The 22,999-nt window shown below is 72.6% G+C and carries 19 protein-coding genes and 1 tRNA gene; 12 read left to right on the top strand and 8 right to left on the bottom strand.

Going from position 1 to position 22,999, the window contains the following annotated elements; genetic code table 11:
* Positions 1–6 precede the first annotated feature (6 nt).
* Positions 7–1,035 carry a LacI family DNA-binding transcriptional regulator gene (locus LBW97_RS02115; RefSeq protein ID WP_224497754.1) on the bottom strand — a complete coding sequence of 343 codons (1,029 nt, stop codon included), beginning with the start codon at positions 1,033–1,035 and terminating at the stop codon, positions 7–9.
* 214 nt (positions 1,036–1,249) lie between these two features.
* On the opposite strand from LBW97_RS02115, the gene LBW97_RS02110 reads away from it, so the two are divergent.
* The 5 genes from LBW97_RS02110 (at position 1,250) to LBW97_RS02090 (ending at position 7,284) form a co-directional block, all read left to right on the top strand.
* The gene (locus tag LBW97_RS02110; protein ID WP_224497753.1) at positions 1,250–2,575 is read left to right on the top strand and encodes an extracellular solute-binding protein; all 1,326 of its coding nucleotides are present in this window, start codon (positions 1,250–1,252) and stop codon (positions 2,573–2,575) included.
* 139 nt (positions 2,576–2,714) lie between these two features.
* On the top strand, positions 2,715–3,704 hold the full coding sequence (locus LBW97_RS02105) for a carbohydrate ABC transporter permease (protein ID WP_224497752.1): 990 nt from the start codon (positions 2,715–2,717) through the stop codon (positions 3,702–3,704).
* Between the two features lie 9 nt (positions 3,705–3,713).
* A complete protein-coding gene (locus tag LBW97_RS02100; protein WP_224497751.1) occupies positions 3,714–4,631 on the top strand; it encodes a carbohydrate ABC transporter permease in 918 nt (305 codons plus the stop codon).
* Between the two features lie 97 nt (positions 4,632–4,728).
* Positions 4,729–5,823 carry an ABC transporter ATP-binding protein gene (locus LBW97_RS02095; protein WP_224497750.1) on the top strand — a complete coding sequence of 365 codons (1,095 nt, stop codon included), beginning with the start codon at positions 4,729–4,731 and terminating at the stop codon, positions 5,821–5,823.
* 57 nt (positions 5,824–5,880) lie between these two features.
* Entirely contained in the window at positions 5,881–7,284 is a 1,404-nt protein-coding gene (locus tag LBW97_RS02090) for a GH1 family beta-glucosidase (protein ID WP_224497749.1), read from the top strand.
* Positions 7,285–7,349: 65 nt separating this feature from the next.
* On the opposite strand, the gene aceE is transcribed toward LBW97_RS02090, so the two are convergent.
* Positions 7,350–10,151: a pyruvate dehydrogenase (acetyl-transferring), homodimeric type gene (gene aceE, locus LBW97_RS02085; protein WP_374489222.1), complete on the bottom strand. Its 2,802-nt coding sequence runs from the start codon at positions 10,149–10,151 to the stop codon at positions 7,350–7,352.
* Positions 10,152–10,567: 416 nt separating this feature from the next.
* Here aceE and LBW97_RS02080 point away from each other — a divergent pair, with 416 nt between their 5' ends.
* The 3 genes from LBW97_RS02080 (at position 10,568) to LBW97_RS02070 (ending at position 11,607) form a co-directional block, all read left to right on the top strand.
* The gene (locus LBW97_RS02080) at positions 10,568–10,987 is read left to right on the top strand and encodes a DUF3052 domain-containing protein (RefSeq protein WP_224497748.1); all 420 of its coding nucleotides are present in this window, start codon (positions 10,568–10,570) and stop codon (positions 10,985–10,987) included.
* Positions 10,988–11,030: 43 nt separating this feature from the next.
* Entirely contained in the window at positions 11,031–11,492 is a 462-nt protein-coding gene (locus LBW97_RS02075; RefSeq protein ID WP_224497747.1) for a peroxiredoxin, read from the top strand.
* 43 nt (positions 11,493–11,535) lie between these two features.
* Positions 11,536–11,607, top strand: a tRNA-Val gene (locus LBW97_RS02070).
* A 79-nt stretch (positions 11,608–11,686) separates the two neighbouring features.
* Here the strand turns inward: LBW97_RS02070 and LBW97_RS02065 are convergent.
* Positions 11,687–12,499, bottom strand: coding sequence for a triacylglycerol lipase (locus tag LBW97_RS02065; RefSeq protein ID WP_224497746.1), 813 nt, complete (start codon positions 12,497–12,499; stop codon positions 11,687–11,689).
* Between the two features lie 217 nt (positions 12,500–12,716).
* On the opposite strand from LBW97_RS02065, the gene LBW97_RS02060 reads away from it, so the two are divergent.
* Complete coding sequence (locus LBW97_RS02060; RefSeq protein WP_224497745.1) at positions 12,717–13,628, top strand: alpha/beta fold hydrolase; 912 nt, start codon at positions 12,717–12,719, stop codon at positions 13,626–13,628.
* A 27-nt stretch (positions 13,629–13,655) separates the two neighbouring features.
* Here the strand turns inward: LBW97_RS02060 and LBW97_RS02055 are convergent, their stop codons facing one another.
* The 4 genes from LBW97_RS02055 to LBW97_RS02040 all read right to left on the bottom strand — a co-directional run bounded on the left by LBW97_RS02055 (position 13,656) and on the right by LBW97_RS02040 (position 19,338).
* Complete coding sequence (locus LBW97_RS02055) at positions 13,656–14,711, bottom strand: NAD-dependent epimerase/dehydratase family protein (RefSeq protein ID WP_224497744.1); 1,056 nt, start codon at positions 14,709–14,711, stop codon at positions 13,656–13,658.
* Positions 14,708–16,159: a wax ester/triacylglycerol synthase family O-acyltransferase gene (locus tag LBW97_RS02050; protein WP_224498230.1), complete on the bottom strand. Its 1,452-nt coding sequence runs from the start codon at positions 16,157–16,159 to the stop codon at positions 14,708–14,710. Before LBW97_RS02050 ends, LBW97_RS02055 begins: the two co-directional genes overlap by 4 nt.
* A gap of 153 nt (positions 16,160–16,312) precedes the next feature.
* Complete coding sequence (locus tag LBW97_RS02045; RefSeq protein WP_224497743.1) at positions 16,313–17,308, bottom strand: alpha/beta fold hydrolase; 996 nt, start codon at positions 17,306–17,308, stop codon at positions 16,313–16,315.
* Positions 17,309–17,373: 65 nt separating this feature from the next.
* Positions 17,374–19,338, bottom strand: a complete 1,965-nt coding sequence (locus tag LBW97_RS02040) for an FUSC family protein (protein ID WP_224497742.1) — start codon at positions 19,336–19,338, stop codon at positions 17,374–17,376.
* A gap of 59 nt (positions 19,339–19,397) precedes the next feature.
* Between LBW97_RS02040 and LBW97_RS02035 the strand changes: the two genes are divergently transcribed.
* The 3 genes from LBW97_RS02035 to LBW97_RS02025 all read left to right on the top strand — a co-directional run bounded on the left by LBW97_RS02035 (position 19,398) and on the right by LBW97_RS02025 (position 22,197).
* Positions 19,398–20,243: a Nif3-like dinuclear metal center hexameric protein gene (locus LBW97_RS02035; protein WP_224497741.1), complete on the top strand. Its 846-nt coding sequence runs from the start codon at positions 19,398–19,400 to the stop codon at positions 20,241–20,243.
* 39 nt (positions 20,244–20,282) lie between these two features.
* Entirely contained in the window at positions 20,283–21,023 is a 741-nt protein-coding gene (locus tag LBW97_RS02030) for a zinc ribbon domain-containing protein (protein ID WP_224497740.1), read from the top strand.
* A gap of 79 nt (positions 21,024–21,102) precedes the next feature.
* Complete coding sequence (locus LBW97_RS02025; RefSeq protein ID WP_224497739.1) at positions 21,103–22,197, top strand: bifunctional RNase H/acid phosphatase; 1,095 nt, start codon at positions 21,103–21,105, stop codon at positions 22,195–22,197.
* Between the two features lie 3 nt (positions 22,198–22,200).
* On the opposite strand, the gene LBW97_RS02020 is transcribed toward LBW97_RS02025, so the two are convergent.
* On the bottom strand, positions 22,201–22,950 hold the full coding sequence (locus tag LBW97_RS02020) for a sulfite exporter TauE/SafE family protein (protein WP_224497738.1): 750 nt from the start codon (positions 22,948–22,950) through the stop codon (positions 22,201–22,203).
* Positions 22,951–22,999: the final 49 nt, after the last annotated feature.

The following is a 22,999-nucleotide window of genomic DNA, read 5'->3' as shown; positions in this document are numbered from 1 at the left end:
CCCGGCTCAGGCGGAGGCGCGGCGGACCAGCGAGGTGTCGCAGACGCGGGCCTCGACCGACCGCTCCCCGCTCTCGATCTGGTCGAGCAGCAGCTCCACCATCAGCGCGGTCATCTCGCCGAGCGGCTGCGCCACGGTGGTCAGCGGCGGATCGGAGGTCGCGGCCACCGCTGCGTCGTCGAAGCCCACGACGGCGACGTCGTCGGGCACGCGCCGCCCGGCCGCGCGCAGCGCCTGCACGGCGCCGACGGCCATGGGGTCGGAGGCGACGAAGACCGCGTCCAGGTCCGGCGCGCGGGACAGCAGCTCGGTCATGGCTCGCATCCCGCCGGCCTCGGTGAAGTCGCCCGCGGCGATCAGGTCCGGGTCGACGCGGCCGCCCGACCGCTCCACCGCCGCGCGGTAGCCGGCGTACCGGTCGAGCCCGGCGACCATGTCCTGGGGGCCGGTCACGGTGGCCACGCGGCGGCGGCCCAGGGAGAGCAGGAGCTCGGTGGCGGCGACCGCGCCGCCGGTGTTGTCGGCGTCGACGTAGGCGATGGACCGGCCGTCGAGCGGACGGCCGGAGAGCACCAGCGGCAGGTGCGTGCCGGCGAGGATGTCGGGCAGCAGGTCGTCGCTGTGCAGCGACATGAGGATGACGCCGTCCACGTGGCCCTGCCGCGCGTAGCGGCCGATCTTCTCCTGCTCCCGGGCCCCGCGGGCGGCCAGCAGGACGAGGTTGAGCTCGGTGTCGGCGAGACGTGCGGAGAGCCCGCGCACGATGCTGGCGAAGAAGGGGTCGGAGAAGACCTGGGTGTTGGACTCCGACAGGACCAGCGCGATCGTGTCGGTGCGCCGGGTGACGAGGCTGCGGGCCATCCGGTTGGGCACGTAGCGCAGCGTCTCGACGGCGGCCTGCACGGCCAGCCGCGCCTCGGGGCTCACCCGCGGGGAGTCGTTGACGACCCGCGACACCGTCGCCCGGGAGACGCCGGCCAGCTGGGCCACCTCGTCGAGGGTGGGGGAGCCGTTCCGCGTGCCGGTGCTCGTCATGGCCGTCCCTCCCGGCTCGCTGGCCGTCCCGGTCGCCGCCCCGGAGGCCGGGGTGGCAGGGCAACGGTAACGCCGTGGAAGCGTTTCCACGACCCCCTTGACAGGTGATTGTGACTCAGGCCACTCTTGCCGCCATCCGGTCGTGAGAGCGTTCTCACGACGTCCCTCGAGCCCCGTCCATCCGTGGGTGCGGCCGACGACCAGGAGGTCAGCCATGTCCGTGTCCGCGAGGACCAAGGCGGCGTCGGCGGCGGTCGCCGTCGCCCTGCTCACCGGAGCCTGCGGCGGTTCGGGAGCCGCCGAGGACGACGGCCCGTACGACCCCGACGCCCCGGTCACCCTGACCCTCGGACTGTTCGGCACGTTCGACTTCGACAACGCGGGGCTCTACGAGGAGTACATGGAGCTCCACCCGAACGTCACGATCAAGCAGAACACCGTGGCCCAGTCCGCCCCGTACTACAAGTCGCTGCAGACCCGCCTCGCCGCGGGCTCCGGACTCGACGACATCCAGGGCCTGGAGATCGGGTTCATCGCCGACGTCGTGGCCAACCACTCCGACGCCTTCGTCGACTTCGGCGCGGAGGACAACGCCGACGAGCTGGAGGGCAACTTCTACGACTGGAAGTGGGGCCAGGCCAGCAGCAAGGACGGCAAGGTCGTCGGGCTGGGCACCGACGCCGGCCCGGAGGCCATGTGCTTCCGCAAGGACATGTTCGAGGCCGCAGGCCTGCCCACCGACCGCACCGAGCTCGGCGAGCTGTGGTCGACGTGGGACAAGTACCTCGACGTCGCCCGCCGGTACGACGAGTCCCCGACCAAGCCGGCGGACAGCGCCTTCCTCGACAGCCCGGCGAGCATCTTCTCGGCCTCGGTCTACCAGGGCGAGACCGCCTACAACGACGAGGACGGCAACCCCATCCCGGAGGAGAGCGACGGCGTCGAGTCGGCCTGGAACTACGCCAGCCAGGCGGCCGCCGAGGGCCTCACCGCCAATCTGTCGCAGTTCGGTGACGAGTGGGTCGCGGCCTTCCCCAACGACGCGTTCGCCACGATCGCCTGCCCGGCCTGGATGCTCGGCTACATCACGTCGCAGATGGGCGAGGACCGCGCCGGGGAGTGGGACGTCGCGCCCCTGCCCGGCTCCAGCGAGTCCGCCGCCAACTGGGGTGGCTCGTGGCTCGGGGTGCCCTCCAGCGGGAAGAACGTCGAGGCCGCCAAGGACCTCGTCGAGTGGCTGACCGCTCCTGAGCAGCAGGTCAAGCTCTTCACCCGCACCGGCCACTTCCCGTCCAGCCCCCAGGCAGCGGAGGACCCGGCCGTCGTCGGCCACGTCGACGAGTTCTTCAGCGGCGCGCCGACCGGTGAGATCTTCGGGCAGTCGGCCGCCGCCATCAAGCGGACGCCGATCGGGCCGTACGACACCCAGATCCAGGAAGCGTTCACCACTGCCCTGACCGACATCGCGTCGAGCGGCACGAAGCCCGACGACGCCTTCGAGGACGCGATCAAGGCCACGCAGCAGGCCGTCGGCGGCTGACCCCGCCCGGCGCGCGCCCCACCGGACGCGGTGCCCGGGAGCGATCGATCCCGCTCCCGGGCACCTGCACCGGCACCTCGCCGCCCCCGCCGTCCGCCGGGGGCACCCGGCCCGCCCTCCGAACCCCTCGAGGCCCCGCATGACCATCGCGAGCCAGAGCCCCGCCGAGGCGCTCGTCGCAGCGCCCCGCCCCCCTGCCCCTCCGGCCTCACGTCCTCCGGCCCGCCGCCGGCGGCGGAAGCTCAGCCAGAACCGCTGGGGATACGCCTACGTCGCGCCGTTCTTCCTGGTGTTCGCGGCGTTCAGCCTCTACCCGTTCGCCTACACCGCCTGGGTGTCCCTGCACCGGACCAGCCTGTCCGACATCGACGGCGGCACCTGGGTGGGCCTGGAGAACTACCGCAACCTGCTGCAGAGCGAGTTCTTCTGGAACGCCGCGCGGAACACCCTCACGATCGGCGTCCTCGCCACGGTGCCGCAGCTGTGCATGGCCCTCGGCCTGGCGCACCTGCTGAACTACAAGCTCCGCGGGAGGACCTTCTTCCGCACCGTGATGCTCATGCCCTACGCGACGAGCATCGCGGCGGCGACCCTGGTCTTCGCCCAGCTGTTCGGCCGCGACTACGGGCTGATCAACACCGCCCTCGAGGCGGTCGGCCTGGAGCGGATCGACTGGGAGAGCGGCACCTGGAGCAGCCAGTTCGCCATCGCCGTCATCGTGACCTGGCGCTGGACCGGCTACAACGCCCTGATCTACCTGGCCGCCATGCAGTCGATCCCCGGCGAGCTCTACGAGGCCGCGGAGATCGACGGCGCCAGCCGGTGGAAGCAGTTCCTGCACGTGACGGTGCCGTCGCTGCGCCCGACGATCCTGTTCACCATCGTCGTCTCGACCATCGGCGCGGTCCAGCTGTTCGGTGAGCCGCTGCTGTTCGCCGGCAACGGCACCACCACCGGCGGCTCGTCGGGCCAGTACCAGACGCTCGGCCTGCTTATGTACCAGCAGGGCTGGAGCAACTTCCACATCGGCCAGGCGGCCACCACGGCCTGGGCCATGTTCATGATCATCCTGCTCGTCGTGGGGCTCAACGCCGTGATCGGCCGCCTCCGCGCCCGGGCCGACCGGTAGGGGCCGGACATGACCATCACTCTTCCCGGCACCGGTTCCACCGAGGTCCGCCCCGTCGGCCGTGCCGCCGACGGTGCGGGCGGCAGGGCCCGCAAGGGCCGGGGTGGCAAGTCCGGCAAGGCCGGACCGGTGACCTACACGCTGCTCACCCTCACCGCGCTGGTGTCGATCTTCCCGCTCTACTGGACGGTGGTGGCCGGCTCGCACACCAACGCCGAGCTCGCGGCCAGCCCACCGCCGTTCGTGCCGAGCGCCAGCCTGTTCGACAACTTCGCCGCCGCGCTGGAGCAGGCGCCGATCGGCAAGGCGATCCTGAACTCGGTGCTGGTCTCGGGCGCCATCACCGTGGGCACCGTGCTGTTCTGCACGCTGGCCGGGTTCGCGTTCGCCAAGCTGCGGTTCCGCGGCCGCGGGCTCCTGCTCGCGCTGGTCGTCGGCACGATGATGGTGCCCACCCAGCTGTCGGTGATCCCGCTGTTCATGATGATCGCCGACCTGCAGTGGGTGAACCAGCTGCAGGCGGTCGTCCTGCCGACCCTGGTCAGCGCGTTCGGCGTCTTCTTCATGCGGCAGTACCTGATCAGCGCCCTGCCCGACGAGCTGATCGAGGCCGGGCGGGTGGACGGCGCCTCCACGTTCCGGATCTTCTGGTCGATCGTCGTCCCGGCGGCCCGGCCGGCGATGGCCGTGCTCGCGATGCTGACCTTCCTGACCGCCTGGAACGAGTTCTTCTGGCCGCTCATCGCGCTCACCACCGCCAATCCCACGGTGCAGGTGGCGCTGGCCGGTCTCGGCTCGGGCTACGTGCCGCAGCAGTCGGTGATCATGGCCGGCACCCTGCTCGGCACCCTTCCCGTGCTGGTCGTCTTCACGATCCTCGGCAAGCAGATCGTCGGCGGGATCATGCAGGGCGCGGTCAAGGGATGACGACCGGCCCCGGCGGCCCTCCGCGAGGCGCCGTCCTCCAGCGCGGACCTGAGCTCCGCAGCCCCTCCCTCCCTTCCTCCCGAAAGAGGCCCGACCCATGGCGACCGTGACGTTCGAGCAGGCGACGCGCTTCTACCCCCGGACCGAACGCCCCGCCGTCGACGCGCTGGACCTGCGGATCGAGGACGGCGAGCTGCTCGTCGTCGTCGGTCCGTCGGGCTGCGGCAAATCGACGTCGCTGCGGATGCTGGCGGGCCTCGAGGAGGTGGACGACGGCGCCATCCACATCGGCGACCGCGACGTCACCGACTCCCCACCGAAGGACCGCGACATCGCGATGGTCTTCCAGAGCTACGCCCTCTATCCGCACATGACCGTCGAGCAGAACATGGGATTCGCGCTGCGTCTCGCCGGCGTCGGCAAGGCGGAGATCGCCCAGCGGGTCGCCGAGGCGGCGAAGATCCTCGACCTGGAGGACTACCTGCAGCGCCGGCCCAAGGCGCTCTCGGGCGGTCAGCGGCAGCGCGTCGCGATGGGCCGGGCGATCGTCCGCCAGCCGCAGGTCTTCCTCATGGACGAGCCACTGTCCAACCTCGACGCCAAGCTGCGGGTGCAGACCCGCACCCAGATCGCGGCGCTGGTGCGGCGGCTGGGCACCACCACCGTCTACGTCACGCACGACCAGGTCGAGGCCATGACGATGGGGGACCGGGTCGCGGTGCTCAAGGACGGGCTGCTGCTGCAGTGCGACACCCCGGCGGCGATCTACGAGCGGCCGGCGAACGTGTTCGTCGCCGGCTTCATCGGCTCTCCGGCCATGAACATCGTCAGCGGCGAGGTCGCCGACGGCGGCGTGCGCGTCGGGACGTCGGTCCTGCCGGTGGACCGCGACCGGCTGGCGCGGGCATCGGCCGGCACCGGCCGGGTCACCGTCGGCTTCCGCCCCGAGTGCCTGGAACTCGGCGGCCCCGGGGACGGCCTGCCCGTGGTCGTCGACGTCGTCGAGCAGCTGGGCTCGGACGCCTACCTCTACACCACGCCGGCGGGGGTCCGGGCCGGCGTCGGCGGGTCCGGGGTGGTCGTCCGCACCGATCCGCGGCACGTCCCGGTGCCCGGCCAGACCCTCTGGCTGCGCATCCGCGAGGACGCGCTGCACGTCTTCGACCCGGTCACCCAGGCGCGCGTCGACTGATGAACGACCCGCAGGCAGGCCACCGATCCATCCCCGTCCTCCGAGGAGCCCCCTGACATGACCACGACCGACGCCCGTCCCGACCTGGCCTCCGGGCTCACCTTTCCGCCCGGTTTCACCTTCGGCGCGGCCACCGCCGCGTACCAGATCGAGGGGGCGGTCGACGTCGACGGTCGCGGCCCGTCGATCTGGGACACCTACAGCCACACTCCCGGGCGCACGTTCCAGGGGCACACCGGCGACGTGGCCGCCGAGCACTACACCCGTTACCGCGAGGACGTCGCGCTGATGGCCGAGCTCGGGTTGTCGGCCTACCGGTTCTCGGTCGCCTGGACCCGGGTGCTGCCCGAGGGAGCCGGTCGCGTCGAGCAGCGCGGCCTGGACTTCTACCGCCGGCTGGTCGACGAGCTGCTCGACAGCGGCGTCGACCCATGGCTCACGCTGTACCACTGGGACCTCCCGCAGGCGCTGCAGGACCGGGGCGGATGGACCGACCGGGACACCGCGGCCCGGTTCGCCGACTACGCGGGCGTGGTGCACGACGCGCTGGGGGACCGGGTCCGGCACTGGTCGACGCTGAACGAGCCCATGTGCAGCGCGCTGCTCGGTCACCAGTCGGGCCAGCACGCGCCGGGGGAGCGCGACGCCGTCGCCGCCGCCCGCGCCACCCACCACCTGCTCCTCGGCCACGGCCTGGCCTCCCGCGTCCTGCGGGAGAAGGGGACCGAGTCCCTCGGCATCACGCTGAACTTCACGCCGATGCACCCGGCGACCGGCCGGCCCGCCGACGTCGACGCCGCCCGCCGGCTCGACGGCCAGCAGAACCGGATGTTCCTCCTACCGGTCGTGACGGGCGCCTATCCGGAGGACGTCGTGGCGGACCTGGCCGCGGCCGGAGCGCCGCTGCCGGTGCAGGACGGCGATCTCGAGGTCATCGCCGCCCCGCTGGACTGGCTCGGCGTCAACTACTACTTCGAGTCCACGGTGCAGGTGGGCACCCGGCCGGCCGGCAGGCCCACCTCGTTCATCGGCGCCGAGGACGTCGTGGAGCTGGATCCCGAGGGGCCCACCACGACCATGGGCTGGGGCGTGAGCCCGGAGGCCTTCACGCGCCTGCTGCTCTGGATCGGCGACCATGCGCCCGGGCTCCCGCTGGTGGTGACGGAGAACGGCTCCGCGTGGGACGACGAGGTGTCGGACGACGGCGCGGTGCACGACCCCGAGCGCACCGACTACCTGCTCCGGCACCTCGAGTCGGTGACCACGGCGATCGCAGCGGGCGCCGACGTCCGCGGCTACTTCGCCTGGTCCCTGCTGGACAACTACGAGTGGGCCCGGGGGTACGCGCAGCGCTTCGGGCTGATCCACGTCGACTACGCGACCCAGCGACGCACCGTCAAGGACAGCGGGCGCACCTACGCGGAGATCCTCCGGCGCCACCGGCAGGCCTCGGACAGCTAGATCGCAGGAGCGGGAGCCGGCGGCGCAGGGGTCCTGCGCCGCCGGCTCCTGTTGCTGTTCCTTCCTCAGGTCGCGGGGGAGGGGTCGCTCCGCTCCTCGGTCGGGGCGGCCTGCACATCGCGGACCTGGTACTTCTCCACCGCCTGCTTGACGACGCTCCGGTCGACCTGGCCCTTGTCGGCCAGCGAGGCCAGCGTCCGCACCACGATCGACTCGGCGTCGACGTGGAAGTGCCGGCGCAGCGCCGGGCGGGTGTCGGAGAGGCCGAACCCGTCGGTGCCCAGCGTCGACATCCCACCCGGCACGTAGGGCGCGATGAGGTCCGGGACGGCGCGCATCCAGTCCGAGACCGCGACGACCGGGCCCTCGGCGTCCTTCAGCTGGGAGGTCACGAACGGGACCTGCGGCTCTTCCTCGGGGTGCAGCAGGTTGTGCTCGGTGACCTCGTCGGCCTGCCGGCGCAGCTCGCCCCAGGAGGTCACCGACCACACGTCGGCCGAGACGTCCCAGTCGTTCGCCAGCAGCTCCTGCGCTCGCAGCGCCCACGGCACGGCGACGCCGGAGGCCAGGATCTGCGCCTTGGTGCCGCTGCCCTGGCCGGGGGCGTAGCGGTACATGCCGGCCAGCAGGCTGGCGACGTCGAGGCCCTCGGGCTCGGCGGGCTGGCTGAACGGCTCGTTGTAGACGGTCAGGTAGTACATGACGTCCTGCGAGCGGTGCCCACCGAGCGGAGCGCCCGGGTCGTCGCCGTACATGCGCACGAGCGCGTCGCGGGTGATGTGGGCGACCTCGTAGGAGAACGCCGGGTCGTAGGAGACCACCGCGGGGTTGGTGTGCGCGAGCAGCAGCGAGTGACCGTCCTCGTGCTGGAGCCCCTCGCCGTTGAGCGTCGTCCGCCCGGCCGTGGCACCCAGGATGAAGCCGCGGGTCATCTGGTCGGCCGCCGCCCAGAAGCCGTCACCGGTCCGCTGGAACCCGAACATCGAGTAGAAGATGTAGATCGGGATCATCGGCTCGCCGTGCGTGGAGTACGACGTGCCGACGGCGGTGAACGACGCCGTGGAGCCGGCCTCGTTGATGCCCTCGTGCAGGATCACGCCCTGCTCGGACTCCTTGTAGGCCAGCATCAGCTCGCGGTCGACCGAGGTGTAGCGCTGGCCGGCCGGGTTGTAGATCTTGTGGCTGGAGAAGAGGCTGTCCAGCCCGAACGTGCGGGCCTCGTCCGGGATGATCGGCACGAAACGCGGGCCGAGCTCCTTGTCCTTGAGCAGCTCCTTCAGCAGGCGGACGAACGCCATCGTCGTCGCCACCTCCTGCTTGCCCGAGCCCCGGCGGAGGACCTCCAGCGCCTTGTCGTCGGGCGCCTTGAGCGCCTTGGCCTCCGACCGGCGGCGCGGCACGGCGCCACCCAGCGCCCGGCGCCGCTCGAGCATGTACTGCATCTCGTCGGAGTCGGGGTCGGGCTTGTAGTACGGCGGCAGGGTCTTGTCGAGCGCCGAGTCGGGGATGTCCAGGTAGAGGCGGTCGCGGAAGCCGGCGAGGTCCTCCGCGGTCAGCTTCTTCATCTGGTGCGTGGAGTTGCGGCCCTCGAAGTGGCTGCCGAGCGTCCAGCCCTTGATGGTCTTGGCGAGGATGACCGTGGGCTGCCCCTTGTGGTCCATCGCGGCCTTGTAGGCGGCGTAGACCTTGCGGTAGTCGTGGCCACCGCGGGCGAGGTCCCAGACCTCCTTGTCGCTCATGTGCTCCACGAGCTTGCGGGTGCGCGGGTCGCGGCCGAAGAAGTGCTCGCGGACGAAGGCGCCGTCCTCGGCCTTGTAGGTCTGGTAGTCGCCGTCGGGCGTCTGGTTCATCAGGTGCACCAGCGCGCCGTCGCGGTCGGCGGCCAGCAGCTTGTCCCAGCCGCGGCCCCAGATCACCTTGATGACGTTCCAGCCGGCGCCGCGGAAGAACGACTCCAGCTCCTGGATGACCTTGCCGTTGCCGCGCACCGGGCCGTCGAGCCGCTGCAGGTTGCAGTTGATGACGAAGGTGAGGTTGTCCAGCTCCTCGCGCGCGGCCAGGCCGATGGCGCCGAGCGACTCGGGCTCGTCCATCTCGCCGTCGCCCAGGAAGGCCCAGACGTGCTGGTCGGAGGTGTCCTTGATGCCGCGGCCGTGCAGGTAGCGGTTGAACCGGGCCTGGTAGATCGCGTTCAGGGGGCCCAAGCCCATGGAGACGGTCGGGAACTCCCAGAACTCCGGCATCAGGCGCGGGTGCGGGTAGGACGACAGGCCGCCGGCGGGGTGGCTGACCTCCTGCCGGAAGCCGTCGAGCTGGTCCTCGGTGAGCCGGCCCTCGAGGAACGCGCGGGCGTAGATGCCGGGGGAGGCGTGCCCCTGGAACCAGATCTGGTCGCCGCCGCCGGGGTGGTCCTTGCCGCGGAAGAAGTGGTTGAAGCCCACCTCGTACAGCGAGGCGGAGCTCGCGTAGGACGAGATGTGGCCGCCGACGCCGACGCCCGGGCGCTGCGCACGGTGCACCATGATCGCGGCGTTCCACCGGATGTAGGCGCGGATGCGGCGCTCGACGTGCTCGTCGCCCGGGAAGTAGGGCTCCCGGTCCGGCGGGATGGTGTTGATGTAGTCGGTGCTGCGCAGCGACGGGACGCCGACCTGCTGCTCGCGGCTGCGCTCGAGCATCCGCAGCATCAGGTAGCGGGCGCGCTCGCGGCCGGCGTGGTCGATGACGGCGTCGAGGGAGTCCACCCACTCCTGGGTCTCGTCGGGATCGGTGTCGATCAGCTGGCTCGGCAGCCCGCTGGTGATGACCGGGCGGGGCTGGCCTGCGTCGCGGGCGGGGTCGCCGCCCGTCTGCTGCGGTGCGCTCATGCCCCCATCGTCCACCGCCGGAGTCGTCGGCGTCACGTCTCGTGCCGTTGGGCGGAAGCAGGCGTGTCGCGCCGGAGGGGGTTCAGCAGCCCTCGCCCGTGCACAGAAGCTTGCGTCGTGCCCGCCATGCCCTACGCTTCCGCTGCGGTGCCTCGCGTTCGACGGCGCCGCCCCGGGGGGATCACCGCTCGGGGGTGGGCGCGTCGACGTCAGCGAGAGGGGTGACATGACCGGGGTGCGGGTGGTTCTCCCGCTGGTCGTGTCCTCCGTCGGCCCGCGTCCGCTGCGCCCCCGGCCCGTTCACGACGTCCACCCGGACGTCCCGTGACCCGTCCCCGCGCGGTCACCGGCCCGACAGGGCACCATCCACGTCACAGCGGATCAGCAGGAGCAGCACACATGGAGGAGCAGCAGGGATGAGCGTCGACAGCGCCGGCATGGCGGCCCGGCTGGGCATCAAGCCGGGCATGGTCGTGCAGGAGCTCGGCTGGAGCGAGGACGCCGACGAGGACCTGCGCGACTCCATCATCGAGACCTCCGGCAGCGAGATGGTCGACGAGGACACCGATGAGGTGGCCGACGTCGTGGTCCTGTGGTGGCGGGAGGACGACGGCGACCTGTTCGACGCCCTCACCGACGCCCTGACCTCCCTCGCGGACGAAGGTGTCGTCTGGCTGCTGGTCCCCAAGTCGGGCCGGCCCGGGCACGTCGAGCCGGGTGACGTCACCGAGGTGGCTCCCACGGCCGGGCTCTCGCAGACCAGCAGCATCTCCGCGGCCAAGGACTGGTCGGGCATCCGCCTGGTCACGCCCAAGGCCGCGCGCAGCCGCCGCTAACCCGGCGACCGGCGCAGTGCGCCGGTCAGGCACGATCACCGGCATGAGTCTTTCCGTCGGTGATCGTGCGCCCGAGTTCAGCCTGCCCGACCAGGACAAGCAGGTCGTGTCCCTCGCCGAGCTGCGGGGCACGCCGGTGCTGGTCGTCTTCTACCCGTTCGCCTTCTCCGGCATCTGCACCGGTGAGCTGTGCCAGCTGCGCGACGAGCTGGCCTCCTACACCGAGGCCGGCGTGAAGGTGCTGGCCATCAGCACCGACCCCGTCTTCAGCCTCAAGGCCTTCAAGGCGCAGGAGGGCTTCGACTTCCCGCTGCTGTCGGACTTCTGGCCGCACGGCGAGACGGCCCAGGCCTACGGCGTCTTCAACGAGAAGGCCGGCATGGCCGTGCGCGGCACCTTCCTGGTCGACGCCGAGGGCGCGATCGCCTTCGCCGAGGTCAACCAGCCCGGTGACGCGCGTGAGCAGTCCGGCTGGAAGGACGCCGTCGCCAAGCTGGCGGCCTAGTCGTTCGTCCACGCCGCCCGGGGCCAATACCCTGGGCGGCGCGGGGCGTGTAGCTCAGCGGTAGAGCCCTCGCCTTACAAGCGAGTGGTCGGGGGTTCGAATCCCTCCGCGCCCACCCAGTGACGTGCTGGAACGGCCCTCCTCCAGGGGTCCGCCGCGAGCTTGCGAGCGGAGGGGAGGAGGAGGGTCCTTCCTCAGGCGGCGGGCACCGCGTGGATGTCCACCGGACCCGGGGCGGCCGGGGCCGCGGGCTTCGGGAACGCCGGGCGGAGGTAGGCCGGCGCCTTGAACGGCTTCCAGGTGCCCTCGGGCTGCGCGAGCCGGTCCGCGACGGCGTAGATCGCGGCCGGGTGGTGGCCGATCCCGAGGTGGCTGGAGTTCACCGCGATGTTCTCGCAGCGCTCGCCGGGCACGTTCAGGCAGGTCTGCCAGTGCACGATGCCGTCGAAGTGCGAGTAGATCGAGGTGGCCGGGACCGGGAGCGGGCAGCCCTCGGACTCCAGGGGAAAGGGCCGCTGCTCCACGTGCAGGTGGGCGTACCGGTCGAAGACCTTGGTGGCGCGGCTCTGGCTGTGCCGTTCGATGCGGAACGGGCTGCCCAGGGTGATCACCGAGCGCACCTTGTCCGGGCACTGCCGGGCGAGGTCACGGGCGAAGATGCCGCCCAGGCTCCAGCCGATGATCGTCACCTTGCGGCGGTACCGGCCGTGCAGGTAGTCCAGCTTGTCGCGCAGTCCGTTGACGCAGATGGCGGTCGGGCCGATGTTGCGGCCCAGCCCCCAGCCGTGGACCCGGTAACCGAGTCGGCGCAGCGTCGCCCGCAGCACGCGAGTGGAACGGTCGTCGGCGAGCAGGCCGGGGAGCACGAGCACCGGGTGGCCGTCGCCCTTGGGCAGGCTCGCCTCCAGCGGCCGGGCCGCCAGGTAGAGCCCGAGCTCTGCGACCGCGCGCCCTGGCTCGGTCAGGTAGAGCGGGAGTGCCGGGCCGTCACCTTGCAGTCGTGCCACGTCGTCCTCCTGGGTGCCGTCCGTTCTTGCAGGGGCAGTACCAATGTGACCCCTGCCTCACACGTGTTCGTAACAGCCGCGCGGGCACATGTTGCCGAATTGTGTCCTGGGTCATATCGGACGTTTGCGTTCCACTCCTCGGTTCGCGGATTCCACCCTGCGCTCCCTGGCAGGACGTGCCACCGTACGGGCGGCCACGACGGGGAGAGGGGCACCGATGGGTGAGCAGGGAACGGCGGGACGAAGCGCGACCGTGGACCTGGGTGGCCCGGTCCACTACGTCGACTTCGGCGGCCCGGCCGCGGGCCCGGTGCTGGTGCTCGTCCACGGCCTGGGCGGCTCGCACCTGAACTGGGACCTGTTCGCCCCGCTGATGCGGAAGCACGCGCGGATCTTCGCCGTGGACCTGCCGGGCTTCGGCCGCAGCGAGCCGGGTGGACGCAACGCCAGCGTCGCGGCGAACGTGGCAGTGCTGCACCGCTTCCTCGACGAGGTGGTGGGAGAGCCGGTGGTGCTCATCGGGAACTCGATGGGCGGGATGATCTCCATCCTCGAGACCGGCGAGCACCCGGAGAAGGTGCGCGGGCTGGTGCTGCTGGACCCAGCGGTCCCCGGCCCGCGCCGGGCGCTGGATCCGCTCGTCGTCGTCATGTTCGCCGTCTACGCGCTGCCCTTCGTGGGGGAGCGGTTCATGTCGTGGCGGCGGCAGCGCCAGTCGGCCCTGGCGCGGGTCCGGGAGATGCTGCAGATCGTCGGTGTGGACCCCGACCAGGTGCCGTCGGAGGTCATCGACCGGTCGGTCACCCTGCTCGAGGAGCGACAGGACGTCGCCGGCATGGACAAGGCATTCCTCGCCGCGGCCCGCTCGCTGGTCCGCACGCTCGTCGACCCCCGCCGCTACCGCACGGCGATGGCGTCCATCGCCGTGCCGGTGCTGCTGGTGCACGGTGACCGCGACCGGCTCGTCCCGGTAGCGGCAGCCCGCGACATCTCCCGCCGGCACCCCGCCTGGCGCTACGCAGAATGGGCCGACGTCGGGCACGTGCCGCAGCTCCAGGAGCCCCAGCGGCTGGCCGACGAGGTCCTGGCCTGGCTCCGGGACTCGGCCCTGGCCCCTCCGCGGGGCTGAGTCGCCGCCCCCGGACGATCCCGCCGGTCAGTCGTCGGTGCGCAGCGTGTCCCGGAGCGCCTCGAGCCCCGTGTAGCGCGGGCTCCAGCCGAGCTCTTCGCGGGCCCGCGTGGTGTCCATGATCGCCGGGCGGCTGGCCGCCTCGATCCACTCGGCCACCGGGGGCAGGAACGGGAGCCGGGAGACCGCGCGCGCCGCTGCCTGGGCCGGAGCGGCCGGCAGGGGGATCGGGAGCGCGCCGAACTCGCGGGCGACGTCCGCTGCGGTCAGCACGCCGTCGCCGGCGATGTTGTAGGCCCCGGCGGGACCGGCGCCGACGATGCACAGCAGGAGCGCCTGACCGACGTCCTCCTCGTGGATGAACTGCAGCGGGTGCTCCGGCACGAACAACGGCACTGGGATCGGCAGACGGCGGGGCCGGTCGAACAGCCGGCGCCCCAGCGGGGCCAGCGGTCCGGGCAGCACGTCCTTGCCGCCGATCGCGTGCGGGCCGACGACCACGGGCGGGCGGAGCAGGTAGAGGTCGAGGTCCGGGGCGGCCGCGGACTCCTCCTGCAGGAGGTGCTCGAGCTCGGCCTTCTCCTGGGCGTAGAACAGCCGGGCCGCCGGGCGGACCGGCCACTCCTCGCTGATCCGCTCGGGGTTGTCCGCGTGGAAGCCGTAGGCGGCGACCGAGGACGCGTAGACGAAGCGCTTCGCGCCGACGGCGGCAGCCGCCCGGAACACGTTGAGCGTGCCGTCGACGTTGATCGCTCGGGTCGTCTCCCGCGAGGCGTTACCGGTGATCATGAACGCCAGGTGGACGACGACGTCGGCGTCCCGGAAGGCCTCGCGCAGCGCCTCCGGGTCGCGCACGTCGCCCTGCCGGTACTCCATCTTCGTCCAGCCGCGCTCGGCCGGGTCGAACGGACGGCGGGCCATGCCGATGATCCGGCCGATCCGGTCGTCGGCCTGCAACTGCGGGACGAGGCCCTCGCCGAAGGTGCCGGTCGGGCCGGTGACGGCGACCGTCAGGCCGGCCGCGGCGGACTTCTTCCGCTTGCCGCCGGAGGCCGAGGTGCGTCGCTGTTTCGCAGGGCTCACCGGGCGGCTGCCTTCTTCGGTGCGCGCGCCTTGCTGGTGGGCTGCTCCACCTCGGGCGTGCCCTTCTCGGCACGGGCGAGCTCCAGCAGTTCCTCGATGCCGCGCCGGATGCCGCCGGAGAGGACGTCGACGTCGGGGAAGGCGTCGAAGTCGGCGTTGATCCCGAAGGTCATCGTCTTCATGTAGCTGAAGATGCCGATGGAGCAGCGGGTGCCACCGGCGATGGGCACGTAGGCGTGCGCGGTGCACATGCGGCGGCCCAGCACGTAGAGCGGGACCGGCGGACCCGGAACGTTGGTGGTCACCGCCTGGCACCAGATCTGGCCGGCGTTCACCGCGGCCCGGATGCCGAGCGAGAGCAGGGTGGGCGCCACGAAGTCGCCCATCGCGATGATCGAGGGCACGTCGACTGCCTGCATCGCCTGCTTGTACTCGTCCATCTGGCCGCGGATCGACTGCAACCGGGACGCCGGGTCGGGATCACCGACGGGCAGGTCGACGAAGACGGCGGAGACCTGGTTGTCCATCGCCCCCTTCTTCTTCTCCGACCGGACCGAGACCGGGACCATCGACCGCACGACGAGGTTCTCCGACGACAGCTCGCCGCGGCCCTTGAGCAGGTCGCGGAACCCCTTGGTGATGGCGGTGAGGACGACGTCGTTGACGGTGCCGCCGAGAGCGGTGCGGACCTCCTTGAACTCGTCGAAGTTGCCGGAGGTCCACGCCCAGCGGCGGTGCGGGCCGATCGGCCCGTTGAGCGACCGCGCGGTGGGCGTGACGGCCTGCCTGGCCAGTGACGGGATGGTCTGGGCCAGCGTGCGGCCGGAGTCGGCCACGCTCTTGGCGGTCTTGACCGCGGTGTCCACGCTGGGCAGCGAGGTCAGCGTGCGCAGCGGCTGGGTGACCGCCTCGGTGACCGCACCGGCGACGAGGGCGGCGCCGGAGGGGTCACGGCGCGGCGTCCAGTCGCGCGGCTCGTCGTGCTTGGCGTCGGGCTCGAGGTCGAACAGCAACTGCATGAGGTCGGAGCCGGCGACGCCGTCGACCATGCAGTGGTGGACCTTGGAGATGATCGCCCAGCGGCCCTCGGCCAGGCCCTCCACGAGCCACAGCTCCCACAGCGGCTTGGCCATGTCGAGCCGCTGACCGAGCACCCGGCCGGCCAGGTTGCGCAGCTGCTCGTCGCTGCCCGGAGTGGGCACCGCGGTGTGCCGGACGTGATACAGGATCTGGAAGTGCGGGTCGTCGACCCACATGGGCCGGCCCAGCTGCAGCGGCACCTCGCGGACGCGCTGCCGGTAGCGGGGGACCAGGGGCAGCTTGCTCAGCAGGAGGCGCACCACGTCGCCGTACGTGGGGGCCGGGCCCTCGAAGATGGCCACCGAGCCCACGTGCATCGGGGTGTTCTCGCCCTCAGCGAAGTAGAACCCGCTGTCGAGGGCACTCATGCGGTCCACGTCTCGCTCCTCGCTGCCCTGCCTCTGCTCGACAGGGCCAATCGCACGGTCTCGGTTGGCCGCCGAAGTTAGGTGTGTCGCGGAGTACGCGCAACTCGAACATGTGGCGGCGGCCACATCGTGCATGCCCCGCTCATCCGCTGGTCAACCGGCCTGCCGTCCTTCGGTCTGCACCCGCTCCAGCAGGTCGAGCAGCGCCCGGTCGACGACGTCGGTGCGGGTCAGGTTCACGCTGTGCCCGGCACCCTCGACCATGACCAGCTCCGCGCTCGGACCGATGTCCTCGGCCAGCCGGCGGCCGTGCGCCGCGGGCGTGAGCCGGTCGTGGGAGGCCGCGACGACGGTGACGGGAATCCGGCTCAGCACCGGCAGCGAGCCGTACTCCTCGTGGTCGAGGAAGGTCGCGTAGAACGCCGCGGTGACCGGGAACGGCGTCTCCTCCAGCAGGCCCTGGACCAGACGGACGCTGGTGGGGTCGGCGTCGGCCCGGTTGCCGAACAGGAAGCGCCGGGTGAACCAGCGCCCGAAGGGGCTGCCCCGCCAGCGGAGGCGTTCCAGCAATGGCGCCGTCAGCTGCAGGAGGCGCAGGTAGACCGGCAGCAGGTGCAGCCTGCGGACCAGCTTGAGCAGCCACCCGAGGAGGCCGGACTCCACCAGGCCGCCGGCCGACGTCGCCAGGAGGAAGGCGCCCACCACGCGGGTGCCGAAGAGCTCGGGGCGGCGGCGGGCCAGCGCCATGATGCTCATGCCGCCCATCGAGTGCCCGACCAGGACGACCGGCCCGGTGGGGACGACGGCGTCCAGCACCTGGGCGAGGTCGCGCCCGGTGCGGTCGATCGTGGCATCAGGGAGCGGGGTGGCGGCCGAGCGTCCGTGACCGCGCTGGTCCCAGAACACCAGGCGGTAGCGGTCGCGCAGCACGAGCCGCTGCAGTTCCCACTCGGCGAGGCGCGCGGTGAACCCGTGGGAGAACACGACGGTCAACGGAGCGGCGGTGTCTCCACCCACCCCACCGCCCCCGGCCGGACCGTCGAACTCGACGTGCAGGTCCACGCCGTCGTCGGTGCGCACCACCCGCGAGCCCGGCGGCGGGGGATCGGTGAGCGGCGGAAGGATCAGCGGCGGCAGTTCCCGGGGCATCGCGCCATCCCAGGGGCTCCCCGCCCGCTGCGCAACCCGAGGTCGACGGCGCGGGGGCGGGCGGCTCAGTGCGGGGCGCGCCAGCTGGGGGCGGACTCCCGCACCAGGCGGCGGACGGCGTCCACCTCGCGGGCCAGCGGCGCCAGGACGCCGTCGGCGTGCAGTTCGGCGTCGTCCGGCGGGCGGTGCTCGCGGACGTCGTCCTCCAGTCGGCGGATGGCCCGGCGCAGCGTGGCCACCTGTGCGAGGTCGGGCGCGGGCTCGCCCCCGCGGGTCGCGATGACCGCGCCGGTGACGGCGTCGGAGGCGCGTTCGAGCTGGACGATGACCGGCCACCAGGCCGCCGCGCGGGTGCTGATCGGCGGCGGCTCGGCCAGTCGGCGCTGCAACTGGGTCTGCAGCTCGGTCAGCGCGCGGTAGTTGCGGCGACGCGCACGCCGGCGCTCGGCCGGGCTGCCGGTGAAGGCCGCGTCCACGAACTCGTCGAGGGCGACGGCGGCATCGCGCAGCGCCTGGTCCAGCGGCGCCCGCCAGGTCTGCGGCCACAGCAGGTAGCCGAACACCAGGACGATCGCGCAGCCGACCAGCGTGTCGACCAGTCGCGCGCCCACGAGGCCCGGGCCACCGGGCAGGACCAGGTCCAGCATCAGGATGATCAGCGGCGTCTGGAAGACCGAGAACAGGCCGAAGTTCGTGTCCCGGGCCCACGGGAGCACCGCCGCCGAGAAGACCAGCGCGACGATGACCCAGCCGTTGCGGGGGAGCACCGCCAGCAGCGCCGAGCCCAGCAGGACGCCCAGCAGCGTGCCGGCGCCGCGCTGGATCGCCCGGGTGAACACCGAGCCGAAGTCGGGCTTGAGCACGATCGCCACGGTGAGCAGCACCCAGTAGGGCCGCTCGAACGGCAGGTACTGGCGGGCGATCTCGGCGATCGACATGCACAGCGCGAGCCGCACGGCGAAGCCGCGGGCGTCGGCGCTGGCCAGGGTCCGGTCGACCACGTCCCGCAGCCGGGAGCGGAGGCCCCTCGTCGGTTGCAGAGCCGCGGCGCGGGCCCGCTCCACCGGGTCGCCGACGACGCTCCACGCGAGGCGCACACCGTGGCGGACCGCCCGCAGAGCCGGATGGCCCGTCTCCCGCTCAGGTGGCCGGTCCTCCGGCAGCAGGCGGCCGCCGGACACCCCCGCGGCCAGCGCGTGCACGGCGGCGACGTCCTGCGGGTCGGCCTGCACCCCCGCTACGGCCGTGGCGACCGCGCCCTCGACCAGCGCGGCTGCTGCGTTGAGGACGCCGGCGAGCTCGCTGAGCTCCTTGCTGCGCCCCGCCGACCGGCTGCGGCTGCGGATCACCCGGTCGTAGGCGGCGTTGAGAGCGGTGGTGAGCGCCCGGCGGGCCGTCGGCGCCGACTCGGTGCCGGCGACGGTGAGCAGCTCGGCGATGCGGGTGAAGACCGTCGCGACGGCGGACCGGTCGGGGTCCACCGCCTCGGTGCGGATCTGCACGAGGGTGGTGAGGGTCGCCCACGCCGCTCCGCAGAGGAAGAACACGACCTCGCCGATCACCGACAGCTCGGTCATGAGCCCCGATGCGAGGGCGGTGTAGATGAGCAGCTGCAGCGCCCCGAGCGAGAGCGCCGAGTTGACCGCGCTGATCAGCGCCGCGGCGGCGGCCAGGACGGCGATGAGCAGCACCGGCTCCCAGCCACCGCCGGTCGCGTACTGCCCGGCGAGGAGGCCGACCGTGCCGAACGAGGTCGCGGCGGCGATCCGCCGCAGTCGGTCGCGCATCGGACCCGGCTGCGGGGCCAGCGAGGCGGCGAGCGCGCCCATCGTGCCGAAGACTCCGGCTCCGAGGATGGCGCCGGAGTCCAGACCGCCGCCGACGACCATCGCGAGGGCCAGGGGGGCGGGGACCGCGACGGCGAACCGGGCGACGTCCCGCCACGGCACGCGGGGCGGTGTCGTGCGCAGCAGCTCCTCGAGCCAGGCCGGGGCGTGCAGGCCACGGTCCGGTCGCCGCTGCTCTGCCACGCGGTCAGCTTGTCATTCCGCCGCGGCGGTCGCGCCGTCGACGCCTACGCTGCGGAGCCGTGCCCGTGCTGCTCGGTGAGGTCCTCGCCGCCCTCGACGCCCGTTACCCGTCCGCGCTCGCCGAGAGCTGGGACGCCGTCGGCCTCGTCTGCGGTGACCCCGACGAGCCGGTGCGGAAGGTGCTGTTCGCCGTCGACCCGACCGCGGCCGTCGTCGACGAGGTGGTGGAGACCGGCGCGGACCTGCTCGTCACCCACCACCCGCTCTTCCTGACGCCGGTGCACGGCGTGCCGGCCGACGACCCGAAGGGCCGCCTGGTGCACCGGCTGGTGCGCGCCGGCGCCGCCCTGCTCGTCGCGCACACGAACGCCGACCGCGCGCCCGATCACGGCGTCAACGACGCGCTCGCGGCTGCGCTGGGGCTCCAGGACGCCGTTCCGCTGGAGCCCTCCACCGCGGACCCGCGCGCCGGTCTGGGGCGGGTGGGCCGGCTGCCCGAGCCGATGACGCTGCGGGAGTTCACCGAGCTCGTCGCCGCGGCGCTGCCGGCCACGGCGGGCGGGGTCCGGGCCGCGGGCGATCCCGACCGCGTGGTGGGCACGGTCGCCGTCTGCGGTGGCAGCGGCGGCTCGCTGCTGGGCGCCGCCGCGGCGGCCGGGGCCGACGTCCTGCTGACCAGCGACCTGAAGCACCATCCGGTGAGCGAGGCGCTCGAGGTGCCGGGTCCGGCGTTGTGCGACGTCGCGCACTTCGCCTCCGAGTGGCCCTGGCTGCCGGTGGCCGCGGACGTGCTCCGCACCGACCTCGGCGGGCGGGTGGAGGTCGTCGTCTCGACTCGGCACACCGACCCCTGGACCTGCCGGGCGGGGCAGGAGGAGGTCGGCGGTCGGCACGCGGCGGGCTGAGCGGTGAGAGCGGCCTCGCTGCACGGGTAGGTTCTCGGCGTGAAGGTCGACCATTTCGAGCAGCAGAAGCTTCTGGAGCTGGCAGCGGAGGACGTCGCGCTCACCCAGCTCGCGCACCGCAGGCGGACGCTGCCGGAGGCGATCGCCGTCGAGGCGGCCACCGAGGCCGAGCGGACCCTCGCCGACGACGTCGTCCGCGCCGAGACCGCGGTGCGTGACCTCCAGCGCGAGGTCAAGCGGCTCGAGGGCGACGTCGAGACCGTGCGGGCGCGCGGGGCCAAGGACCAGAAGCTGCTGGACTCGGGCAGCGTCTCGGCCAAGCAGATGACCGACCTCCAGCACGAGCTGCAGTCCCTCACCCGCCGTCAGTCGGACCTGGAGGACCAGGAGCTCGAGCTGTTGGAGAGCCTGGAGACCGCCGAGGCGGCGCTCAAGGCCGCGCAGGAGGGCCGCGACGAGGCCCGCGCGGAGCTGGAGCGCGCCGAGCAGCTGCGCGACGACGCCCTCGCCGACATCACCGACTCCACACACCGGCACGAGGCCGCACGGGCCGCCGTCGCCGGCGCGATCTCCGCACCGCTGCTGACCCTCTACGACCGCGTCCGCGCTTCTACCGGCACCACCGGCGCGGCGATGCTGCAGGCGCGTCAGTGCCAGGGCTGCCGGCTGGAGCTCTACGGCAACCAGCTCACCGCCGTGCGCAACGCCGACCCGCACGAGGTCGTGCGCTGCGAGAACTGCGGCCGGATCCTCGTCCGTACGGCCGAGTCCGGGCTGTGAGAACGACGGGGGAGCGAGCGTCGCAGGGAGCGCCGGCGACCGAGGAGCGGAACGAGTCCGGAGTCGAACGGGGAGCACTGTGACCCGGAGGTTCGTCGTCGAGGCCGACGGCGGTTCGCGGGGCAACCCGGGGCCGGCCGGCTACGGGGCGCTGGTGCGGGACGCCGAGACCGGACGGCTGCTCGCCGAGCGCGCGGCGTCCGTCGGCCGGGCGACCAACAACGTCGCCGAGTACGGCGGCCTGGTGGCCGGCCTGCAGGCGGCGCTGGACCTGGACCCGACGGCGTCGGTCGAGGTCCGGATGGACTCCAAGCTCGTCGTCGAGCAGATGTCGGGGCGCTGGAAGGTCAAGCACCCCGACATGCAGAAGCTGGCCCTGCAGGCCCAGCAGATCGCCCGCCAGCTCGGGCAGGTCCGCTACACGTGGGTGCCGCGGGCGCAGAACGGCGCCGCCGACGCGCTGGCCAACAGCGCCATGGACGGCCGGCCGATCCACCGCGACGCCGCCGCCGAGGCCGTCGTCCTGGAGGACGACGTCCAGCCGACGACCGAACCGGCTCCGGTGACCACCACTGTCACCCACCTGTTGCGGCACGGGCAGACCGAGCACACCCCCGAGCGCCGGTTCAGCGGGCGCAACGACCTGCCGCTGTCGCTCACCGGCCGCGCCGAGGCCGAGGCCGCCGCGCACCGGGTGGCCGGGCTCGGGATCGACGTCGTCCTCGCCTCGCCGCTGCGTCGCACGAAGGAGACCGCCGAGATCGTCGCGGGGATCCTCGGGCTCCCGGTGGAGCTCGACCGGGACCTGGTCGAGCTGGACTTCGGGGACCTCGAGGGGCTGTCGGCCGACGAGGCGCGGCAGAAGTTCCCGCTGGCCGTGCGCCGCTTCATGTCCGACGTCCGGGTGGCCGCGCCCGGCGGGGAGTCGATCGCCGACGTGAGCGCCCGGGTCGCCGAGGCCCGGCAGCGGATCCTCACCCAGTACGCCGGCAAGACGGTGCTGGTCGTCAGCCACGTCACGCCCATCAAGCTGATGCTGGCCGCCGGGCTCGACGCCGGCGACGACGTCGTCCACCGGGTCTTCCTGGAGGCAGCCTCGCTGTGCACGGTGGCGTGGTCCTCGGACGGACGCAGCGTCGTCCGGCTGGTGAACGACACCGCGCACCTGCGCTAGGGCTCAGATCCGCACGAACAGGTAGATCGACACCGCCACGGCGAACACCACGATCAGCACCCGCAGCGGCGTCACGGGGATGCGGGTGGCGATCCGCGCGCCGAGGAAGCCGCCCACCAGGCTGGCCGGCGCGGCCACCGCCACCACCGCCCAGTCGATCGGCCCGAAGAGGCCGAACACCACGAGCGTGACGGTCGCGGTGACCGCCGACAGCGCCGACTTCAGCGCGTTCGCCAGCTTCAGCCGGTGCAGCCCGATGCCCAGGACGCCGACCAGGATCACCCCGAGCGCGCCGCCGAAGTAGCCGCCGTAGACCGTGGCGAGGAAGAGCGCGACGTAGAGCCAGGCGGGGTCCCGTCGCGGCGCGTCGGCGTCCCGGAGCCGCCGGGCGATGAGCGGCTGGACGGCGATCAGCAGGCCGGCGAGCAGCACCAGCACCGGGACGACGACGTCGAACGCCTCCGAGGGCGTCGTCAGGAGCAGCACGCTGCCGGCGGTCCCGCCCGCCACCGCGACCGCCCCGAACCGCACCAGCCGACTGCGCTGCCCGGCGTACTCGGCGCGGAAGCCGGCGACCCCGCCCAGGTAGCCCGGCCACTGCGCGACCGAGTTGGTCACGTTCGCCGCCACCGTCGGCAGGCCGAGGGCGACCAGCGTGGGGAAGAGGATCAGCGAGCCGCCGCCGGCGATGGAGTTGATGCCGCCGGCGAGGAACGCGACGCCGGCGGCGATGAGCAGGTCGAGAGCGGACACGAGCGCCAACCTAGGCGGCGCCCTCCGGGGTGGCCGATGGGCCGCCCCG

It is taken from the genome of Blastococcus sp. LR1 (genome assembly GCF_020166105.1).
Taxonomy (GTDB): domain Bacteria; phylum Actinomycetota; class Actinomycetes; order Mycobacteriales; family Geodermatophilaceae; genus Blastococcus.
Note: the sequence above shows the minus strand (reverse complement) of the source record. Positions and strands in the feature narration are given on the sequence as shown.

What these genes read in the sequence shown, in the direction of transcription:
- LBW97_RS02075 (WP_224497747.1), top strand. Translation starts at nt 11,031, where the DNA reads ATGAGTCTTTCCGTCGGTGATCGTGCGCCCGAGTTCAGCCTGCCCGAC.
- LBW97_RS02100 (WP_224497751.1), top strand. Translation starts at nt 3,714, where the DNA reads ATGACCATCACTCTTCCCGGCACCGGTTCCACCGAGGTCCGCCCCGTC.
- LBW97_RS02090 (WP_224497749.1), top strand. Translation starts at nt 5,881, where the DNA reads ATGACCACGACCGACGCCCGTCCCGACCTGGCCTCCGGGCTCACCTTT.
- LBW97_RS02105 (WP_224497752.1), top strand. Translation starts at nt 2,715, where the DNA reads ATGACCATCGCGAGCCAGAGCCCCGCCGAGGCGCTCGTCGCAGCGCCC.
- LBW97_RS02050 (WP_224498230.1), bottom strand. Translation starts at nt 16,159, where the DNA reads ATGAGTGCCCTCGACAGCGGGTTCTACTTCGCTGAGGGCGAGAACACC.
- aceE (WP_374489222.1), bottom strand. Translation starts at nt 10,151, where the DNA reads ATGAGCGCACCGCAGCAGACGGGCGGCGACCCCGCCCGCGACGCAGGC.
- LBW97_RS02110 (WP_224497753.1), top strand. Translation starts at nt 1,250, where the DNA reads ATGTCCGTGTCCGCGAGGACCAAGGCGGCGTCGGCGGCGGTCGCCGTC.
- LBW97_RS02080 (WP_224497748.1), top strand. Translation starts at nt 10,568, where the DNA reads ATGAGCGTCGACAGCGCCGGCATGGCGGCCCGGCTGGGCATCAAGCCG.
- LBW97_RS02060 (WP_224497745.1), top strand. Translation starts at nt 12,717, where the DNA reads ATGGGTGAGCAGGGAACGGCGGGACGAAGCGCGACCGTGGACCTGGGT.
- LBW97_RS02045 (WP_224497743.1), bottom strand. Translation starts at nt 17,308, where the DNA reads ATGCCCCGGGAACTGCCGCCGCTGATCCTTCCGCCGCTCACCGATCCC.
- LBW97_RS02115 (WP_224497754.1), bottom strand. Translation starts at nt 1,035, where the DNA reads ATGACGAGCACCGGCACGCGGAACGGCTCCCCCACCCTCGACGAGGTG.
- LBW97_RS02095 (WP_224497750.1), top strand. Translation starts at nt 4,729, where the DNA reads ATGGCGACCGTGACGTTCGAGCAGGCGACGCGCTTCTACCCCCGGACC.